We start from the raw sequence: 18247 nt of genomic DNA, 5'->3' as shown, positions 1-18247 counted from the left end.
CCCACCGACATGAAAACCGTTACCATCTATACCGACGGCGCCTGCTCCGGCAATCCCGGCCCCGGTGGCTGGGGCGCCATTTTGATGTATGGCGCCCATAAAAAGGAGATTTCCGGCGGCGCGCCGGACACCACCAACAACCGCATGGAGCTTACCGCCGTCATTTCCGCCCTGTCCCTTTTGAAAGAGCCCTGCACGGTGGAGCTGTGGTCGGACTCCAGATACGTGATCGACGCCCTGGAAAAGGGCTGGGCCCGGGGCTGGCAGAAGCGTGGCTGGGTGAAAAGCGACAAAAAGCCCGCGTTGAACCCGGACCTCTGGGAAAAGCTCCTGGCCCTGGCGGAGATCCATACCCTTCGTTACCACTGGGTCAAGGGCCATGCAGAGAATGAGTATAACAACCGCTGTGACGAACTGGCAGTAGCAGAAAGTCGGAAATACAAGTAATTTTCCCTTTGTGATGCTTGAACTGTAAGTTTTCCCACAAAAAACGGGCTTTTGAGGAAAAATAGGCAGCATCCAATGGAAAATTCACAAAAAAACTTCAAAAATCACGGTTCTTTTCCACATTTTTTAAAATATTGTGGAAAAACATACGAATTTTGGGAGAACTGAAAGGTAATCGATTTCTTGCGAAAACATTCACAAACTGTTCATAAGAAGAACATAATTCGGTAAAAATTATCCGGTATCTTAATACTCAAGCAAAGGGTCCTCCCAAACCCGATGCGTTTTCTCCCTCCTAAAACACACACACAGCAAAAAGAGCCGCCATTGGCGGCTCTTTTTGTGCGTTTTTTTGCCTTACATCAGCTCCAGGCCCTTGCTCAGGTTGACAATAAAGTCCTGGGCGTTGGTAACGATGCCCCGGGCGGAGAGACTTCCCCGGTCCGAGAGTTTGTTGACGGTGAACTCGGAGATATCCACACAGTAGAAATACACCTGCCGCACGGTACCGTCCGGCAGCACCCGGTAAGAGGGGGTCATGTTGCCGGTGGCGATAGTGTGGAGGGCGGTGGCCATGCAGATGACGGTGGTGGCGGAGCGCACCTGGTTGCGCATGGCGTCCTGGGCGTCGTATACATTGCCGATCACCGGCGGCAGGGGGCCGTCGTCCCGGATGGAGCCGGCCAGCACATAGGGCACGCCCATTTTCTCGCAGGCCCACAGGATGCCCCCGTGGATGCCCTCCCCTTTCAAAAAAGCGGGAATGGAGCCGTAGCGGCGCACGGCGTTGATGGTGTCCAGGTGGTTGTAATGTCCCAAGGGGCGGCTTTCCTGGGTGTAGATGTCCTGGCCCAGGGCGGTGCCCAGGTACGCCGCTTCCAGATCGTGGGTGGCCAGAGCGTTGCCCGCCAGCACCGCGTGGACATAGCCCCCCTCCACCAGCCGGGAAAAGGCGGTGCGTGCGTCGTGGTCAAAGGCAAAGGCCGGGCCCATGACCCAGACAACCTTTCCGTGTGTCCGCTCATGGCGCAGCAATTCGTAGAGCTCGTCATAGTCCCGGGAAAAGGCCGTTTCCCGGGAGCGGCCCTGCCGGAAAGCAAAGGACTCCCGCTGGGCAGAGGGCTCGTGGAAGCCATTGGGGTGGACCAGAATGCCCTCCTCCCCCTGTTCCGTCCGGCCCACCGCCACCAGGTCGCCCCGGCGCAGGTGGCGGAATTCCCGCACGATGATGCGGCCCTCTTCCCACACGGCCACGCAGTCCATGCGGCTTTCTTCGGCCAGGTGCCACATTTCACCGATGTGGAAGTACTCCGGGAAGATGCTCATGGCGTGATAGCCCTCCGGGGCCACGCCGTCGGCAGGGGCGGGACACAGCCGGACCTGGGGCGCATCGTGCAGGCCGGAGAAATCCGGCGGCGTGTAGGGACGGAGCTGAAAAGACATGGGAAAACGCCTCCTTGTTGAAAATAAAAAACCGGCGGCGGCGCAGGGCCGTCTCCGGGCACATCCGCCCCAAAATCGGAGCGGGGGATGTTCTTTCCATCAGCATAGCAGAACGGGACGGAGGAATCAACCCCGCGCCTTGTAAAACAGCGCCGGGCGGTGTAAAATAACAAAAGCAGAAATTGCTCTCGTAAGGAGGTTTTTCCATATGAAAGACGGATTTGTCACCGTAGCTGCCGCTACTCCCAAAATCCGGGTGGCCGACTGCCGCTACAACGCCGAGCAGATCTTTACCCTGATGCGTCAGGCGGACCAGCAGGGCGTGAAGGTGATCGCATTCCCGGAGCTGTGCCTGACGGGCTACACCTGCGGCGACCTTTTTTTGCAGGATACGCTGCTGCGGGGCGCTGAGGAGGGCCTTCAGACGATCCTGGAAGCTACGAAAAATCTGGACATGGTGGCGGCCATCGGGCTGCCGGTCCGGGATAAGTGGAACAACAAACTGTATAACTGTGCCGCAGTTATACAAAAAGGAGAGATTCTGGGGCTGGTGGCCAAGACGTATATTCCCAACTACGGGGAGTTTTATGAGCAGCGGTGGTTTGCACCCTCCGGCGGTCCGGGCGGCGTGGACCACAATGTGACGCTCTGCGGCCAGGACGTGAATCTCAGCTGCAATGGAATTTTCGCCTGCACCGGCATGGAAAACCTGGTGGTGGGTGTGGAGATCTGTGAGGACCTGTGGGCACCGGAGCCTCCCTCCGCTGCGCTGGCCAGGCAGGGTGCTACCATTATTTTGAACCTGTCCGCCTCCAACGAGACTGTGGGCAAGGCCGCGTATCGCCGCTCTCTGGTGACGGGCCAGTCCGGACGGCTGGTGTGCGGCTATGTGTATGCCGACGCCGGAGAGGGAGAATCCACCACGGATCTGGTGTTTGCGGGACATAACCTCATTGCCGAGAACGGTACGCTGCTTTGTGAGCGCCGTTTCGCCACGGGGCTTACCGTCAGCGAAATCGATGTGGACAAGCTGGCGGCAGAGCGCCGCAGGATGAACACTTATACCGCTGCAGAAAAGGGGCCGGAGATCTGGCGGGTACACTTTGACATGGATCTGACCAAGACCCGCCTGACCCGCCACATCTCTCCCACCCCCTTCGTGCCGGAGGATGCGGAGAGCCGGCAGGACCGATGCAGCGAGATTTTGTGCATTGCGGCTCTGGGCCTTAAGAAGCGTCTGGAACACACCGGTGCCAAGACGGCGGTGGTGGGTCTGTCCGGTGGGCTGGACTCCACTCTGGCAGTGCTCATTACGGCCCTGGCCATGCAGATGCTCTCCCGCCCTGCTACGGATATCATCGCCGTCACCATGCCCTGCTTCGGCACTACGGACCGCACCAAGTCCAACGCGGTGCTGCTGGCGGAGCGGCTGGGTGCCACGCTGCGGACAGTGGACATCTCGGGCAGTGTCCGCACGCACTTCAAGGACATTGGACACGATATGGAGGATCACTCCGTCACCTTTGAAAACGGTCAGGCCCGGGAGCGCACCCAGGTGCTTATGGACATTGCCAATCAGACCGGCGGCCTGGTCATCGGCACCGGAGACCTCAGTGAGCTGGCGCTGGGCTGGTGCACTTACAACGGCGATCATATGAGCAACTACGCAGTCAATGCCGGCATACCCAAGACGCTGGTGCGGCATCTGGTGAGCTTCATCTCCGACGACAAGGAATCTGAGGACCCCAAGCTCTCCGGTGTGCTGGAGGATATTTTGGACACCCCTGTCTCTCCGGAGCTGCTGCCTGCGGTGCAGGGAGAGATCAGCCAAAAGACGGAGGATCTGGTGGGTCCCTACGAGCTTCACGACTTCTATCTGTATTACGCCATCCGCTGGGGCTTTGGCCCGGGCAAGGTGCTGCGTCTGGCGGAGCGGGCCTTTGCCGGGAAGTACGACCGGGCGGTGCTTTTGAAGTGGCTCAAGCGGTTCTATGTCCGCTTCTTCTCCCAGCAGTTCAAGCGCTCTTGCTTGCCCGACGGGCCCAAGGTGGGCTCTGTGGCCCTCTCCCCCCGCGGCGACTGGCGGATGCCCAGTGATGCGTCCGCTGCGCTGTGGATGGCAGAATTGGAGACGCTGTAAGAAGAGCCTATGTTCCGCCAGTCGCCTTGACGGGCCCCCGGATTAAACCAGCGAAGCGTTTGAGACGGGGAAAGGAGGCGCAAGGAAGCGGGCGGAGTTTCTGCCAAAGGCGGAAAGGAAGCAAAGCGGACTTTGCGCCGACGCGGCGGATGCCCAGCGATGCGTCGGCCGCGCTGTGGATGGCAGAGCTGGAGACGCTGTAAGAAAAAGCTACGCCCCGCCAGCCGCCTGAAAGGGCGGTCCTGCGGTAGAATATCCCCCTGCCTGGATCGTTTCCGGGCAGGGGGTGTTATTATGAGGAAAAGACCTTCACTTGACAATAGTCCGATTTCGTACTATACTGCTCCCTGCACTCAATCGTCCGAAATCAGACTTTTTTAAGGGGGGGAAAACCATGAACCTCAGAGAGCAAAACGAGCTGATCTGTACGTGCATCTGCCGTCAGACAGAGCTTTACTGTGAGTGGGCCAAACGCAGCGGAATGAGCTACAATACCATGATGACCCTCTACGCATTGCACCTGGAGCCGGGGATCACCCAAACGGCCATCACCCAGGGGTGGCTTTTGCCCAAGCAGACGGTGAACACCGTAGTCAAGGAACTCCAGCGGCAGGGGTATGTGCGCCTGGAGGTGGGAAAAGATCGGAAGGAAAAGCGCATCTTTTTCACGGACAGCGGCCTTGCCTACGCCCAAGAGCGGCTGGGGCCGTTATTTGCCCTGGAGGACCGGGCCCTGGAAGCCATCGGGGCCCAGGCGGCCCAGGCGGTGGTGACGGGCCAGCTGGCATTTACCGCTGCCTTTGAACGGGAGGTACACCGTGGAACGTAACGCACTGGAGCGGCATTTCACGGCTGCCTCGCTGCTGCGCTTTGCTCTTCCAAATATTGTCATGATGGTGTTTTTATCCCTTTACACCATTGTGGACGGCATGTTTATCTCCCGGTATGTGGGGACACTGGCACTGTCGGCGGTCAATATGTCCTACCCGCTCTCTTCCGTTCAGCTGGCAGCTGGCATCATGCTGGGCACCGGCGGCAGCGCCGTCATTGCCAGGAAGCTGGGCGAGGGCAAGGAGGAAGAGGCCCGGCAGGACTTCACCTGGATTGTACTGGCTGCCGCAGGAGTGGGCGTAATTTTTATGCTGCTGGGAAATGGCTGCCTGCCACGGATTCTGAAACTGCTTGGAACTAGTACTGCCCAGTTTCCCTTTTGCCTACCTTACACCCGGATTTTGCTGTGGTTTGCACCAGCTATGTTCTTGCAGACGGCATTTCAGGTGCTGTTTGTCACAGCGGGACGTCCGGGCCTGGGGCTTGCGGCTACCGCGGGCGGCGGTTTGAGCAACATTGTGCTGGATGCGCTGTTTATGGGCCCCATGGGCTGGGGCATCACCGGTGCTGCCGTGGCCACAGGGATCGGCTACTGCGTGCCTGCCGTGACGGGAATTGTGTATTTTTCCCTGGAAAAACACTGTCCTCTGCGCTTTACCCGGCCTGTACCCCGGTGGCGCATGCTGGCAGGTGCCTGCGGCAACGGAGCGTCGGAGATGGTGTCCAATATTGCTGTAGCAGTGACCACCTTCCTGTTCAATATTCTTTTCCTGCGCTACTGGGGCGAAGACGGCGTGGCGGCCATCACCATCGTTCTGTACTTCCAGTTTGTGTTCAGCGCCGTGGACCTGGGCTTTTCCATGGGCGTGGCCCCGGTGGTGAGCTACAAGTACGGTGCCGGGGATCTGCCGCAGCTGCGGCAGGTGCACCGGGTGTGTATGGGATTTATCCTCTGTACCTCCGCAGCTATGTACGGTCTGAGCCGGTTGGTCATCTCCGCCTGCCTGGGCCTGTTCACAGAGCTTGAAGGACCCGTGGCGGCCATCACCCTGGAGGGCTTCCCACTTTTTGCAGTGAGTTTTCTCTTTATGGGAGTGAACATCTACGCCTCGTCGCTGTTTACTGCATTTTCCAATGGTGTGGTGTCCGCGGTCATCTCCTTTGCCCGGACGTTCCTCTTTCTGGTAGGGGCGCTGCTTCTGCTCCCCTCCCTGCTGGGCCGCACCGGTATCTGGCTGGCGGTGCCCGTAGCGGAGCTGCTGGGCCTTGCGGTATCCGGAGCTTTTTTGCTGTGGGGAAAACGGCGATACAGATATTGAAACAAGCCGGCAGTCTCAAGGACTGCCGGCTTGTTTATGGGGAAATCAGGACTTGCTCAGATGGAGACAGCGGGTGGCATTGAGGATGGCCAGAAACGCCACGCCTACGTCGGCGAAGACGGCCTCCCACATGGTGGCACTGCCCAGAGCGCCCAGCACCAGCACGGCTCCCTTCACGGCCAGCGCCAGTACGATGTTCTGACGGACAATCCGCAGCGTCTTGCGGGCGATGCGAATGGCCAGGGGCAGTTTGGTGAGCTTGTCGTCCATAAGCACTATATCTGCGGCCTCAATGGCAGCGTCGGAGCCCAGAGCGCCCATGGCGATGCCAATGTCCGCCCGGCTGAGAACGGGGGCGTCGTTGATGCCGTCCCCTACAAAAGCCAGCTTTCCGCCGCTGCTCCGCCGGGCGAGAAGCCGTTCCGTCCAGTCCACCTTGTCGGCAGGCAGCAGCTGGGCATGGTATTCATCCACACCCAGGGCGTCTGCTACGGCTTTTGCGGCATTTTCCGTATCGCCGGTGAGCATGACCACCCGTTTGACGCCGGTGGCCTTCAGTGCGGCGATGGCGGAGGCGGCTTCCTCCTTGGGAAGGTCCGAGATCACAATGGAACCGGTGTACACGCCGTCCACCGCCGTATACACCACCGTGCCGCCGTCTTTCGGGGCGTCCACGGAAAGACCCTGTTGTTCCATGAGGCGGTGGTTGCCTACCAGCACCTGCCGTCCGTCTACCACGGCGCTGACACCGCAGCCGGCGATTTCCTCACACTGGGACATGCGGCCCGGGGCGGCAGTTTGGCCCCAGGCATTGCGCAATGACAACGCAATGGGATGGCTGGAATCCTGCTCGGCCAGAGCGGCGAAGGCAAGCAGTTCCTCCTGGGAAAAGCCTTCGGCCGGATGGACGGCGGTGACGGCGAACGTACCATGGGTCAGTGTGCCGGTCTTGTCAAAGACCATTGTTTCTGTGCGGGCCAGTGCCTCCAGATAGTTGCCCCCCTTGACCAGAATGCCGCACTTGCTGGCACCGCCGATGCCGCCGAAAAAGCTCAACGGAACGGAAATCACCAGAGCACAGGGACAGGAGACCACCAGGAAGATCAGCGCCCGGTGGAGCCATTCCGACCAGACGGTGCCTGCCAGAAATGCGGGCTGGACCTCCGGCGGGATCAGGGCCAGAGCCAGAGTGGGGAGCAGAAACAGCGCCGCGGCAAACAGTACCACACAGGGGGTATAGTACCGGGCAAACCGGGTGATAAACGCCTCACTGGCGGCTTTTTTCTCACTGGCAGACTCCACCAGCTCCAGAATTCTGGACACGGTGGATTCCTCACAGGGCTTGGTGACCCGGACACGCAGGGTGCCGCTCTGGTTGACGCAGCCGCTGATAACGTCCTGTCCCGGCCCCACGTCCCGGGGGACGGATTCGCCGGTGAGGGCGGCGGTATCCAGAGACGAGGTGCCGGTGAGCACCACGCCGTCCAGAGCCACCCGCTGGCCCGGACGCACCACGATCACGTCCCCTACGGCCACGTCCTCCGGGTCGGCCTCTTCCACGGACCCGTCCGCCTGCTCCACCAGCGCCGTGTCCGGACGGATATCCATCAGGGCGGCAATGGACTGGCGGGAGCGGCTGACGGCGTAGTCCTGAAACAGCTCGCCTACCTGATAAAAGAGCATGACAAAGACGGCTTCGGCATATTCGCCGGTGAAGAAGGCACCCACGGTGGCCAGCGCCATGAGGAAGTTCTCGTCAAACACTTGGCCGTTGAGGATTCCCCGCACGGCCCGGCTCAGCACATCGCAGCCGATGACGGCGTAGGGGATCAGATACAAAGGCCAGAGCAGCAGCGGATAGCCGCCTCCGTCCTCTGCCGGCCCGGTGAGCAGTGCCACAGGGTGGGAGACGTACCAATCCGGCAGCAGAGAGATCACCGCCAGCAGCAGCGCGGCGGCAAGGATCCGCAGCGCGTTTCGCCGCTGCTTCCGGGTGAGCGTATGCATGGAAAAGACCTCCTTTGAGCCTGCCCTTACAGATGGATCTCGCAGTCGGGCTCCACTTTCTTACACACGGAAACCACCTGCGTCATAATATCGTCAAACCGGTCGTCGTCGGCGTCGATGGTGAGCTTTTGGGTCATGAAGCTGACGGTGGCGTTGTGGACGCCGTCGATCTTGCGGATGGCAGCCTCCATTTTGGCGGCGCAGTTGGCACAGTCCAGATCGGTCATGGCAAAACGCTTTTTCATGATGAATTCCTCCCAATATTTTATAAGATGTGGAAAACTTACTCGCTTACATGTTCCAGTCCCTGGTCCAGGATGGCTTTGACATGCTGGTCGGCCAGGGCGTAAAACACGGTTTTTCCGTCCCGGCGGGCTTTCACCAGCCGGGCGTTTTTCAGCGCCCGCAGTTGGTGGGAGATGGCGGACTGGGTCATGCCCAGCAGCGCCGCCAGGTCACATACGCACATCTCCGATTCCAGCAGTACATACAGAATACGGACCCGGGTGGAGTCGCCGAAGATGCGGAACAGCTCCGTCAGATCATACAGGGTGTCCTCCCCCGGCATTTTGCTGCGCACCTTTTCCACAATCTCCTCGTGGGCGTGGATAAAGTCACAGCACTCTACGTTGTAGCGGTCCTCCATGGCACCGGCCCCTTTCATATGAATATCTGTTCATGTGTTCAGTATAGCAAGGGAAACGGATTTGTCAACCCCTAGGTGAAAAAAAGTGGAAAGTAGGCACGGAACGTGGTAGAGTAAAGGACGAGATATTATAAAAAGGAGCAAATTCATGAACGAACTGGAACAGGAAATGGCCCGGCGCGAGGAGAAAAACGGCTTTATGCACCACAACCATATTGAGATGGAGCTGGTGGAAAAGGACCATGCGGTGTTTCGACTGACCATCCGTCCCGAGAGCAAGAACCCTTACGGGATGGTGCACGGCGGTGCCATCTATACGCTGGCGGACAACGCCACCGGTGTGGCTGCCCATACGGACGGCCGCTATTATGTAACGCAGACCAGTGCGCTGCACTTCCTGCGCAATCAGTCGGAGGGCACGGTGCGGGCCTCGGCCATCGTCCGCCACCGGGGCAAGTCCACGGTGCTGACGGCAGTGGACATCACCGGAGAGGGCGGCAAGCTGCTGGCCACCGGAGAATTTACCTTCTTCTGTGTGGACAAGGCGCTGATGGACTCCAAGGTGGCCCAGAAGTAACAGCGACGGACATAAAAAGAGAGCCGGGAGCATTGCTCCCGGCTCTTTGTCACTCTGTTCTGAAAAACGGATTTTCCCGCTCCTCCCAGCAAAGGCTGTCCGGCAGGGTGATTTTCATAACCCGGGCGGGGCGGCCCTTTCCGGTGGAGCGTCTGCCCACCACGGTGACGCAGCCCTCCTCCTCCAGCCGGGTGATAATCCGGTTGACGCTGCGGGCGGTAATGCCCATGGCCTGGGCCAGTTCGTCGGAGGTGAGGGTGTCCCCCTTGGTCCGCAGGCATTGGCGGATCTTGGACAGGGTATCCATACTGACCTGAATCTTCCGGGCAAAAAAGGCGGCCGCCTGCTCCGGCTGGGGTGCAGGGGTGGTATCCAGAGGCGTCAGCGCGCAGCCCTCCTCCTCCATCAAAAACGAGGTGCCCGAGTGCTCCCGTACCGCGTGATTGAGGGCCATGGCGGCCCGGGACTTGGACTCGAGCATGGTGTTTCCGATGCCGATGCCCATCCACACCTGAAACTCCGCAGACCGCTGGCCAAACTGCAGCAGTTTCCAATGCTCCTTATTCTTCAAAAAGGCGTTCATGAGCATGCTGCGGGTGGTGACGATAAAAAAGTGGTTCAGCCCTTCACCGAATACCGCTGCCTCCATCCGCTGGGCGGCGGTGTATACCCGTTCCCGGAATTCGTTTTGGTACTGTACCTTTTCCCATTCCCGGATAAACAGGTCCTGCTCGCTGTCAAAGGTGTAGTCAAAGTGAATGGCGATGACCGCCAGCTTGCCCTGGTTCTCCCGGGCCGACAGGTTGAGCACCTGCAGGTGGTATACCTGTTCCTGGACAATTTCCTCTGCTGGATAGATCCGCACGCAGGGGATTCCCTCCGCCACCAGCGGCTCCATAATGTGCTCCATGCTGGTAAAGCAGGCGCTTACTTCTCCGCGGAGATAACAGCCTCTGTGGAAATCCTGAAGCTTTTTCTCATAGCCCGGCTCTTCAAAGTCATAGGGGGCCAGAAGAATCTCCGAGTTGTGGATGCCGGCCCGTTCCAGAACCTGCCGCATGAGAGGCGGCTCATACCGGTCCAGACTGATGGCTTTCAGATCGCTGCCGTGGACGGCCACGGCTTCCAGCAGTGCCTGCAGCGCTGCCGTGCGGCTGTGGGGCAGGTAGCTCCAGGGGATAGTGGGCGCCACCCGTTTGCGGGCGTAGGCGAAGTTGGTGGGGCCGGTGAAGAGAATGGCATCCACCTCCCGGTCCGCTTGAAAGGCGGCGGCCATTTCTGCGGACTGTTCATAAAATTCCGAGCAATGATAGATAAATTGCACATCAGAGAGATCCCGCTGAGCTACATTTTTGATGATATTGACTGTGATGGAGGGACCAATAACACCAATTTTCATGGGGATATTTCTCCTTTTTTAACGATTAAAGACGTAAAAAATCATTTTGGACATAATTTTACGCCTATTAAAGACATTAGTCAAGTGCTACTTTAAAGAAATAAAATACATTGCGCTGCAATCCAACGGGAGGGAGAAACTATGAAAAATGATGCAATGTACCAGGAGCTGCTGGAGCTGCTGAAAATCGGCTCTGCCTCCGGAAAGGAGTCCGACATCGCGGACGTGCTGGAAAAGAAGCTCACCGAGCTGGGCTTTTCCGTTACCCGCGACAACGCCGGCGAGACATTCGGCGGCGAGTGCGGAAATCTGATCGGCATCCTGGAAGGACAGCTGGACGGCTCTGTGATGTTCAGCTCCCATATGGACCGGGTCCCCAACGGCTATGGGATCAAGCCGGTGGAGAAGGACGGAATCCTCTATTCCGACGGTACCACCATTCTGGCGGCGGACGACATTTCCGGCGTGTGCGCCATTTTGGAGGGCGTGCGCCAGGCCAAGGCCTCCGGCAAGCCCATGCCCCGTCTGGAAGTCATTTTCTCCGTGGGCGAGGAGACGGGACTCTACGGCGCCAAGGCCATTGACGTCTCCAAGCTGAAGTCCCGCATCGGCTACATCTTTGACTCCCCCGGCGGAATCGGCCGGTTCGTCAACGGCGCGCCGGGCATGTATCATTTGAATGTAACGCTGACTGGCCGGCCGGCCCACGCGGGCAACGAGCCGGAAAAGGGCCTGGATGCGGCCCACGCCATGTGCGACATGCTGGGAACCCTGAAGCAGGGCCGCCTGGACCCCCAGTCCACGTCCAACTTCCCCATCCTCTCCACCGGCTCCACCTCCCGCAATGTGGTGTGCGACCTGGCTTCCTTCAAGGGCGAGGCCCGCAGCCGGGATCTGAAGAAGCTGGAGGACTATGTGGCATATTTTGATGCTCACTGCCGCGAGGTGGCCCAGAAGTACGGTGTCGGCATCGAGATCGAGAAGATCCAGAACTTCCTGCCCTTCCTGATCCCCGAGGACGACCAGGTGCTCCAGGTGGCCAAGGCGGCCAGCGAGAAGCTGGGCCTGCCTTACCGGGTAGAGGTCGGCGGCGGCGGTATGGACGCCAACATCTACAATGCCCAGGGCATGGCCACCGTAGGCGTGGCCACCGGCTACACCAAGAACCATACCAAGGCCGAGCAGCTGGTGCTGGATGACTTCTTCCAGTCCGGCAAGCTGTGCCAGACCCTCATTGAGACGTTCGCGGAAACCTGCGCGTCTAAATAAATTGTGTTGTGTAAAACCTGAGGAGGCAAGAAAATGGAAATGTCAACCTATCAGGCAGTATTTGCCGTACTGCTCATCTTCTTTGTGGGCGACTTCGTGGGCGCCATTACCAAGGCGAAGATCTCGTCCATGTTCGTCATCATGATGGGATTCCTGGTTCTGTTCCTGACCGGAATCTATCCCGCCAACATCATGGAAGTCTCCGGCTTTGCCGGCGTGGCCAGCCTGGGCCAGTACTTCCTGCTGTTCAACATGGGCACGTCCGTTGATATTGCCACGCTGAAGAAGGAGTGGCGGACCGTGCTGTGCGCCGTGGTGGGCATGGCTGCCGCCATTTTGGGCTGCGCCGTGGTCATCCCCCTGATCGGCAAGGACTTCGCCCTGGCCGCCGCTCCCGTGGTCAACGGCGGCATCGTGGCCACCACCACCATGGTGGACGCGTGCAGCAAGCTGGGTCTGGATACCGCTGCAGCTCTGGCTACCTTCATCTACGCCGTGCAGAAGTTCGTGGGCACCCTGCCCGCTTCCAACTGCGGCCTGGGCGTGGCCAACGCCCTGGTGGCCGACCTGCGGGCCAAGCACGCCGCCGACCCCAACTACAGCTGGTATGCCGAGCAGGCTGCCTCTGTGGGCGGTGAGAAGAAGAGCTACTTCTGGGAGAAGTACAAGAAGTACTACACCACCTTCATCTGCCTGGCCATTGCCGCTTTGTTCCTGTGGATTTCCAAGATCCTGGGCGACCTGTGCCAGGGCTGGGTGAACATGTCCATCTGGTGCATGGTGTTCGGCATCATCGCCCGCAACACCGGCCTGGTTCCCTCCAACCTGCTGCGTGACTATGCCAAGGCCAACGGCTTCTTCTCCTTCCTGTCCCTGTGCACCATCATCCCCTCCCTGGCCAAGGTGGACCTTTCCATGCTGCCCACCATCGGCTTTGCCACCGTGGTCATCTTCGTGGCCGTGCTGGTGTTCACCTTCATTGTGTTCTATCTGACTCCCGCCTGGAAGATCGTGGGCAGCAAGAACCTGTCCATCGGCATTGCCATGTGCCAGATGATCGGCTATCCCGGCACCGAGCTGATTGCCACCGAGATCACCAACGCTGTGGCCCAGACTCCCGAGGAGCGGGACGCCGTGTCCGCCAAGATTCAGACGGCCTACGTGATCTCCGGCTTCACCTCCGTCACGATCCTCTCCGTGTTCATCGCCAGCGTGCTGGCCAATATGCTGTAAGGATCTGAGACGGCGGTATGACTTTGATTCTGCTCAGGCAGATCGCCATTATGGCGCTGCTGATCGCGGTAGGTGCGGTGCTCAGCCGCAAGGGCTTTTTGTCGGAACAGGGCACCAAGGATCTGGGCGCGATCTTACTGCGGATCATCATCCCCTGCGTCATCATCAAATCGTACATTGTGGACTACTCCCGGGAGCGCCTGCTGGCGCTGGCGCTCTCGGCGGGTCTGGCACTGGTCGCCTCTGTGGCAGCCATGGCCGCGGCCTATGTGGTCTACGGTCAGCGCCGGCGGGTGGAGAACTTTGCCGCGTCCTTCTGCAACGCGGGCTTCATCGGCATCCCCCTGGCCCAGGCGGCCATCGGAGACGAAGGCGTTTTCTATGTGGCGGCTTCCGTGGCGCTTTTGAACCTGTTTCAGTGGACCTACGGCGTCTATATCCTCACCGGCCGTCGGGATGCCGTCCGCGTCCGGACGATCCTGAAAAACCCGGTGCTCATTGCCATTGTCATCGGTGTGGCGCTGTTCATCAGCGGACTGCCGGTGCCGGAGATCTTCACCAGCACGCTGGGTTACATCGCCGGCATGAATACGCCGGTGGCCATGATCCTCATGGGAACGTATCTTGCCAAGCTCTCATGGCGGGAGCTGCTGGATCGGCGGGCTTACAGCTGCGTACTTATGCGGCTGGTGGTGGCTCCCCTGCTGACGCTGCTGATTTTCTGGATACTGCCGGTGTCCAATGAAAATGTGATTCTGGCCGCTTTCCTGGCCGCTGCCACGCCGGTGGGCGCCAACATCTGTGTGTTTGCCCAGCAGTACGCGTGTGACTACAAGCTCAGTGTGGTAACCGTGTGCCTGAGCACGGTGGTGTCCATCGTCACGGTGCCTGCCATTGTGGCCCTGGCGCAAATGGTACTGTAAAACAGAAAAAGAAGCCTCCCGCTCAAGGCGGGAGGCTTCTTTTTTCAGCGTTTTTTCACTTGCGCAGAGGCATGGTGAAGATAAACCGGGTGGACACGGCGTCGCTCTCGGCTCGCAGCGTCCCCTTGTGCTGGGCGGCAATGGTGGCGGCAATGGCCAGACCAAGGCCGAATCCGGACTTCTCACCCCGGGAGTCATCAGCCCGGTAAAACCGTTCGAACAGATGGGGAAGCTTGTCCGGCGGAATGGGATCACCGGGGTTGGACACGGTCAGCCGTACCTGCCGGTCCAGTTTTTCCAGTGTCAGCGTGATGGTACCGCCGTCGGCGCCATACTTGATGGCGTTGTCCAGCAGAACGGAGATCAGCTGCCGCAGCCGGTCGGCGTCCCCCTGGACCAGGACCTCCGGCGCGATGTCGTAGTTCAGGGGCTTGCCGGCCTCAAAGGCCACCGGCTCGAAGGCCAGCACACAGTCCTCTGCCGTTTCGGACAGGGAGACCTGGGAAAAGACCGGCGCGGCGGTCATGTTGTCCGCCCGGGCCAGGGTCAGCATCTGCTCCACCAGGGATTTCATCTGCCGGGCCTCGGAATGAATGTTGTCCGCCCAGCGGGCGGGGCGCTGTTCCAGACCGGCTTCTTCCAGAAGCTCTGCGTTGGAGAGAATGACGGTCAGCGGTGTCTTCAGCTCGTGGGAGGCGTCCGAGAGGAACTGGCGCTGCTGGCGCCAGGCCTTTTCCACCGGCGCCGTGGCCCACCGGGAGAGCACCACCGACGCGCCCAGCAGCAGCAAAAACGCCCCCAGGGCAATGGGCAGATAGGAAAGCAGCGTCCGCCGCAGCATGGCCTGCTCCATGGACATGTCCACAAAGGCGATCTTTTCGTACATGCCGTTGTCCTGGCGCAGGTATCGCAGGCCGTAGCTGGAGATAGTGCCCTCTGTCTCCTCCTGGCGCAGGCACTCATTTAGGATATCCCGCAGCACGGCGGTATCCTCCAAATTGGAATAGGTGCCGCCGGTTACATAGGCCACGCCGTTTTCCGGCCAGACGTTGACAGTGAAGTAGGGCAGCAGTACCCGTTCTTCCCCCCGGAAAATGGCGATGTCCGGCCGGTCCTCCCGGCCGGAGTAAGGCACGGTATCGTCCTGAATTACCTGATAGAGCACCTGGCGGCTGATGGCCTCAATGCTGCGCTGTACGGAAAAATTGACGGAAAAGAAGATGCACGCCAGCACCACGGAAACCAGCGACATGCTCAGCGCCACAAACTTGATCCGCAGTTTCCGGATCAACGGGATCACCCCCCTTGTGGAAAAGCTTGTTGAAAAAGTGGATAATTCTGTGGAAAAGTGGAAAAAAGGTCATTCCTTTGGAAATTCCAGGCAATAACCTACCATACGGATGGTCTTGATCCGCACCTGAGAGTGCAGATGTTCCAGTTTTTTGCGGAGAAAAGAGATATATACCTCCACATTGTTGTCCTCTGCGTCGGACTCATAGCCCCAGATCTTCAAAAGCAGGGATTCCTTGGTGATGACCTGCTTTTGATTGAGCATCAAAAGTTCCATCATGTCGAATTCCCGGCGGCTGAGCCGTACGCTGCGCTCCCCGCAGGAGAGGGTGAAGGAGCTCTTTTCCAGTGTCAGATCCCCGCAGGTAATTAGATCGGTCTGCCGCAATTCCGGCTGCCGGCGGGTCAGAGCCCGCACACAGGCCAGCAGTTCCTTGGGTTCAAAGGGCTTGGTCAAATAGTAATCCGCCCCCTGATCCAGGCCCTGCACCCGGTCGGAAAGCTCGCTGCGGGCGGTGAGCATCAGAACCGGCGTGGCGCATCCGCCGGCGCGCAGCTGCCGCAGCACCGTAAAGCCGTCCATTTTGGGCAGCATCACGTCCAGAATCATCACGTCGTAAATACCGGTCAGGGCGTTGTCCAGACCGGATTCCCCGTCGTGGCAGATGTCGGCCGAATAGCCCTCCAGCTCCAGCAGATCCTGGAGCGTGGCGGCCAGCCGCACTTCGTCCTCCACAATCAATACGCGCATGGAAGCCTCCTTTTCAGATTCAATCAGCCGCCCAGCCCGTTCTGGGCGATGGAGAGAATGGTGTCCACACCATCGGAGGAGAGCTGGTAGACGGCGGTGTCATCGTTCAGGCGGGCGTAGCGGCCGCTGCCGTCCACGGCGGCGGCACCGATGGTCAGCGTCATGGTCTGCTCCGCACCGGCGTCGGTCAGGTAGACTACCTCCACCTGGGCGGAGGGTGCGTCAAAGCCGCAGATGCTCACGGCCTTGTCGGAGGGACGATAGTCCACGCACTTGGTAAAGGTCAGAAGCTCCAGCTCCGAGAGAAGGTTTTTCACGGTGTCGCTGCCGGATACGTCCTCCCCGCCGCACGTCCAGGCCTCTGCCGCTCCGTCGCCGGTGCGGGCGGCGGTGATGGTGGTCTCGGCGGCACCGGTGACAAGGACGGAGCAGATGGTCCGGTCCGTCAGGGCCGGGGGTACCGGCAGCTTCATCATGTCGTAGATGGCCACAGACAGCTTGTCCACCAGGGCACCGTCAAAGATGTACAGGGTGGACGGATCGTCGTCTTTGAGCGCGTAGTAGCTCTTTCCGTCGGTGGTGGTCTTGCCGAAGGTCAGGCGCAGCGTGGAGCCGTCGGCCCGGGTCGCGGAGATAAACACGGAGTCCGTGTCCAGATTGTAGTCCTCCAGGGCACCGTCGGCCTCGAGCGTCTGCTGAGGGGTCAGATCCGTCAAAAGGGCGCAGATCTCCTCCACGGTGGTATCGTCCAGGGGGAAGGAAGGGTCATCGGTCCAGATCCACTGGTCCGTCTCCGGGTCCACGGAAAATGAGAGCGTGGTGGTGCCGTTGCTGTAAGACAGAGCCGCCCAGCTGTGGTCGGAGTCTGCCGACAGCTGCACCGTGTCCTCCGGCACGGCCTGGGACTGGCGGTACTGATGGTAGCGCACGCCGCCCACCAGCAGCACCAGAATGACCAATACCAGTAAAATCGAGGAAAGGGCGGTGATTTTCCGCCGCTGTTTCCAGTCCATCTCCATAAGGGGAAATCCTCCCATCATCAGAATCGGCCCGGGCGGGGGTATGAGCCGGGGCCATATATGGAAATATTATAACACCAACCGGCATGACCGGATAGTGGTCATTATGGAAAAACAAGCTGAAATGCACCTGAAAAGGGCGCTTTTTCGGAAATAACCGTCCGCAGATGAAAAGAAATTGTAAAAATTTCCTTTTTCTCCGGGAAAAGGATGGGATTTTCCTTGCAAAAAAAGACGCCGTTCTATATAATAATTACGCCAATTCACACTACCCGGGACGGAATGCGACCGCCCGGTAAAAATGGAGGAAATGAACGTGAGAGGAGTTCACAGCGCAGTCGACGATATTCGCCGCAACGTATTCACGGAGGTAGCCCGCCTGGCCTATGAGGGCGGGGACATGAGCCGCGTGGACATGATCCCCTACAACATGATCCAGGGTGAGGTGGCCCACCACCGTCACGACGTGTTTCTGGAGCGGGCCATTGTCCAGGAGCGGGTGCGCCTGGCTTTGGGCATGAACCTGGAACCCGCCGGTGCCCAGGCCCCTGTCAGCGCCCATATCCAGGAGGTTGTGGAGGCCGACGACAAGTATTTCGAAGAGCCGCTGGTCAACATTATCCCCTTCGCCTGCAACGCATGCCCGCCCAAGCAGATCCGGATTACGGACAGCTGCCAGGGCTGCATCTCCCACCCCTGCATGAATGTGTGCCCCAAGGATGCCATCTACCTGGATGAGCAGAAGCACTGCCACATCGATCAGTCCAAGTGCATCAAGTGCGGCAAGTGCTTCAACCAGTGCCCCTACCGGGCCATCAGCAAGATTGAGCGCCCCTGCGCCGCCGCCTGCGGTATGGACGCCATCGGCTCCGATGAGCTGGGCAGGGCCAAGATCGATTACGACAAGTGCGTCTCCTGCGGCATGTGCCTGGTGAACTGCCCCTTCGCCGCCA

17 protein-coding genes are annotated in these 18247 nt (G+C 59.5%); 9 read left to right on the top strand and 8 right to left on the bottom strand.

Annotation, left to right across the window (positions count from 1 at the left end):
• Nucleotides 1-9 precede the first annotated feature (9 nt).
• A complete protein-coding gene (rnhA, locus tag QZS13_RS05085) occupies nucleotides 10-447 on the top strand; it encodes a ribonuclease HI (RefSeq protein ID WP_295586364.1) in 438 nt (145 codons plus the stop codon).
• Nucleotides 448-804: 357 nt separating this feature from the next.
• Here rnhA and QZS13_RS05080 read toward each other — a convergent pair whose 3' ends face one another.
• Complete coding sequence (locus QZS13_RS05080) at nucleotides 805-1890, bottom strand: hypothetical protein (protein ID WP_295586361.1); 1086 nt, start codon at nucleotides 1888-1890, stop codon at nucleotides 805-807.
• A gap of 208 nt (nucleotides 1891-2098) precedes the next feature.
• Here QZS13_RS05080 and QZS13_RS05075 point away from each other — a divergent pair, with 208 nt between their 5' ends.
• The 3 genes from QZS13_RS05075 to QZS13_RS05065 all read left to right on the top strand — a co-directional run bounded on the left by QZS13_RS05075 (nucleotide 2099) and on the right by QZS13_RS05065 (nucleotide 6180).
• The gene (locus tag QZS13_RS05075; protein ID WP_295586359.1) at nucleotides 2099-4030 is read left to right on the top strand and encodes an NAD(+) synthase; all 1932 of its coding nucleotides are present in this window, start codon (nucleotides 2099-2101) and stop codon (nucleotides 4028-4030) included.
• A 394-nt stretch (nucleotides 4031-4424) separates the two neighbouring features.
• Entirely contained in the window at nucleotides 4425-4859 is a 435-nt protein-coding gene (locus QZS13_RS05070; protein WP_295586357.1) for a MarR family winged helix-turn-helix transcriptional regulator, read from the top strand.
• Complete coding sequence (locus tag QZS13_RS05065; RefSeq protein ID WP_295586354.1) at nucleotides 4849-6180, top strand: MATE family efflux transporter; 1332 nt, start codon at nucleotides 4849-4851, stop codon at nucleotides 6178-6180. Before QZS13_RS05070 ends, QZS13_RS05065 begins: the two co-directional genes overlap by 11 nt.
• Before the next feature lie 45 nt (nucleotides 6181-6225).
• Here QZS13_RS05065 and QZS13_RS05060 read toward each other — a convergent pair whose 3' ends face one another.
• From QZS13_RS05060 to QZS13_RS05050, 3 genes are read right to left on the bottom strand one after another with little or no spacing between them, the layout of a single operon-like run.
• Nucleotides 6226-8187: a heavy metal translocating P-type ATPase gene (locus tag QZS13_RS05060; RefSeq protein WP_295586351.1), complete on the bottom strand. Its 1962-nt coding sequence runs from the start codon at nucleotides 8185-8187 to the stop codon at nucleotides 6226-6228.
• A gap of 26 nt (nucleotides 8188-8213) precedes the next feature.
• Nucleotides 8214-8432 (bottom strand): cation transporter, encoded by a 219-nt coding sequence (locus tag QZS13_RS05055; RefSeq protein WP_295586348.1) that lies wholly within the window; start codon nucleotides 8430-8432, stop codon nucleotides 8214-8216.
• A gap of 38 nt (nucleotides 8433-8470) precedes the next feature.
• Nucleotides 8471-8833 (bottom strand): helix-turn-helix transcriptional regulator, encoded by a 363-nt coding sequence (locus QZS13_RS05050; RefSeq protein WP_295586345.1) that lies wholly within the window; start codon nucleotides 8831-8833, stop codon nucleotides 8471-8473.
• A 148-nt stretch (nucleotides 8834-8981) separates the two neighbouring features.
• Between QZS13_RS05050 and QZS13_RS05045 the strand changes: the two genes are divergently transcribed.
• Entirely contained in the window at nucleotides 8982-9410 is a 429-nt protein-coding gene (locus QZS13_RS05045) for a PaaI family thioesterase (RefSeq protein WP_295586342.1), read from the top strand.
• 49 nt (nucleotides 9411-9459) lie between these two features.
• Here the strand turns inward: QZS13_RS05045 and QZS13_RS05040 are convergent, their stop codons facing one another.
• Nucleotides 9460-10809, bottom strand: a complete 1350-nt coding sequence (locus QZS13_RS05040) for a helix-turn-helix domain-containing protein (RefSeq protein WP_295586340.1) — start codon at nucleotides 10807-10809, stop codon at nucleotides 9460-9462.
• 141 nt (nucleotides 10810-10950) lie between these two features.
• On the opposite strand from QZS13_RS05040, the gene QZS13_RS05035 reads away from it, so the two are divergent.
• Genes QZS13_RS05035 through QZS13_RS05025 form a run of 3 tightly spaced genes read left to right on the top strand, consistent with a single transcriptional unit; the run spans nucleotide 10951 to nucleotide 14234 of the window.
• Nucleotides 10951-12078: a M20/M25/M40 family metallo-hydrolase gene (locus QZS13_RS05035; protein ID WP_295586337.1), complete on the top strand. Its 1128-nt coding sequence runs from the start codon at nucleotides 10951-10953 to the stop codon at nucleotides 12076-12078.
• Nucleotides 12079-12111: 33 nt separating this feature from the next.
• Complete coding sequence (locus QZS13_RS05030; RefSeq protein ID WP_295586335.1) at nucleotides 12112-13311, top strand: hypothetical protein; 1200 nt, start codon at nucleotides 12112-12114, stop codon at nucleotides 13309-13311.
• 17 nt (nucleotides 13312-13328) lie between these two features.
• Nucleotides 13329-14234, top strand: coding sequence for an AEC family transporter (locus QZS13_RS05025; protein WP_295586332.1), 906 nt, complete (start codon nucleotides 13329-13331; stop codon nucleotides 14232-14234).
• A gap of 55 nt (nucleotides 14235-14289) precedes the next feature.
• Here QZS13_RS05025 and QZS13_RS05020 read toward each other — a convergent pair whose 3' ends face one another.
• The 3 genes from QZS13_RS05020 to QZS13_RS05010 are packed head-to-tail and all read right to left on the bottom strand — an operon-like array spanning nucleotide 14290 to nucleotide 17294.
• The gene (locus tag QZS13_RS05020) at nucleotides 14290-15534 is read right to left on the bottom strand and encodes a cell wall metabolism sensor histidine kinase WalK (RefSeq protein WP_295586329.1); all 1245 of its coding nucleotides are present in this window, start codon (nucleotides 15532-15534) and stop codon (nucleotides 14290-14292) included.
• Nucleotides 15535-15594: 60 nt separating this feature from the next.
• Nucleotides 15595-16275: a response regulator transcription factor gene (locus tag QZS13_RS05015; RefSeq protein WP_295586327.1), complete on the bottom strand. Its 681-nt coding sequence runs from the start codon at nucleotides 16273-16275 to the stop codon at nucleotides 15595-15597.
• 23 nt (nucleotides 16276-16298) lie between these two features.
• Nucleotides 16299-17294 (bottom strand): DUF4340 domain-containing protein, encoded by a 996-nt coding sequence (locus QZS13_RS05010; protein ID WP_295586324.1) that lies wholly within the window; start codon nucleotides 17292-17294, stop codon nucleotides 16299-16301.
• Between the two features lie 316 nt (nucleotides 17295-17610).
• Between QZS13_RS05010 and QZS13_RS05005 the strand changes: the two genes are divergently transcribed.
• The coding region (locus QZS13_RS05005; protein WP_295586322.1) for a 4Fe-4S dicluster domain-containing protein at nucleotides 17611-18247 on the top strand (637 nt) is incomplete at its 3' end.

It is taken from the genome of uncultured Oscillibacter sp., assembly GCF_900546705.1.
Classification (GTDB): Bacteria; Bacillota; Clostridia; order Oscillospirales; family Oscillospiraceae; genus Oscillibacter.
Note: the sequence above shows the minus strand (reverse complement) of the source record. Positions and strands in the feature narration are given on the sequence as shown.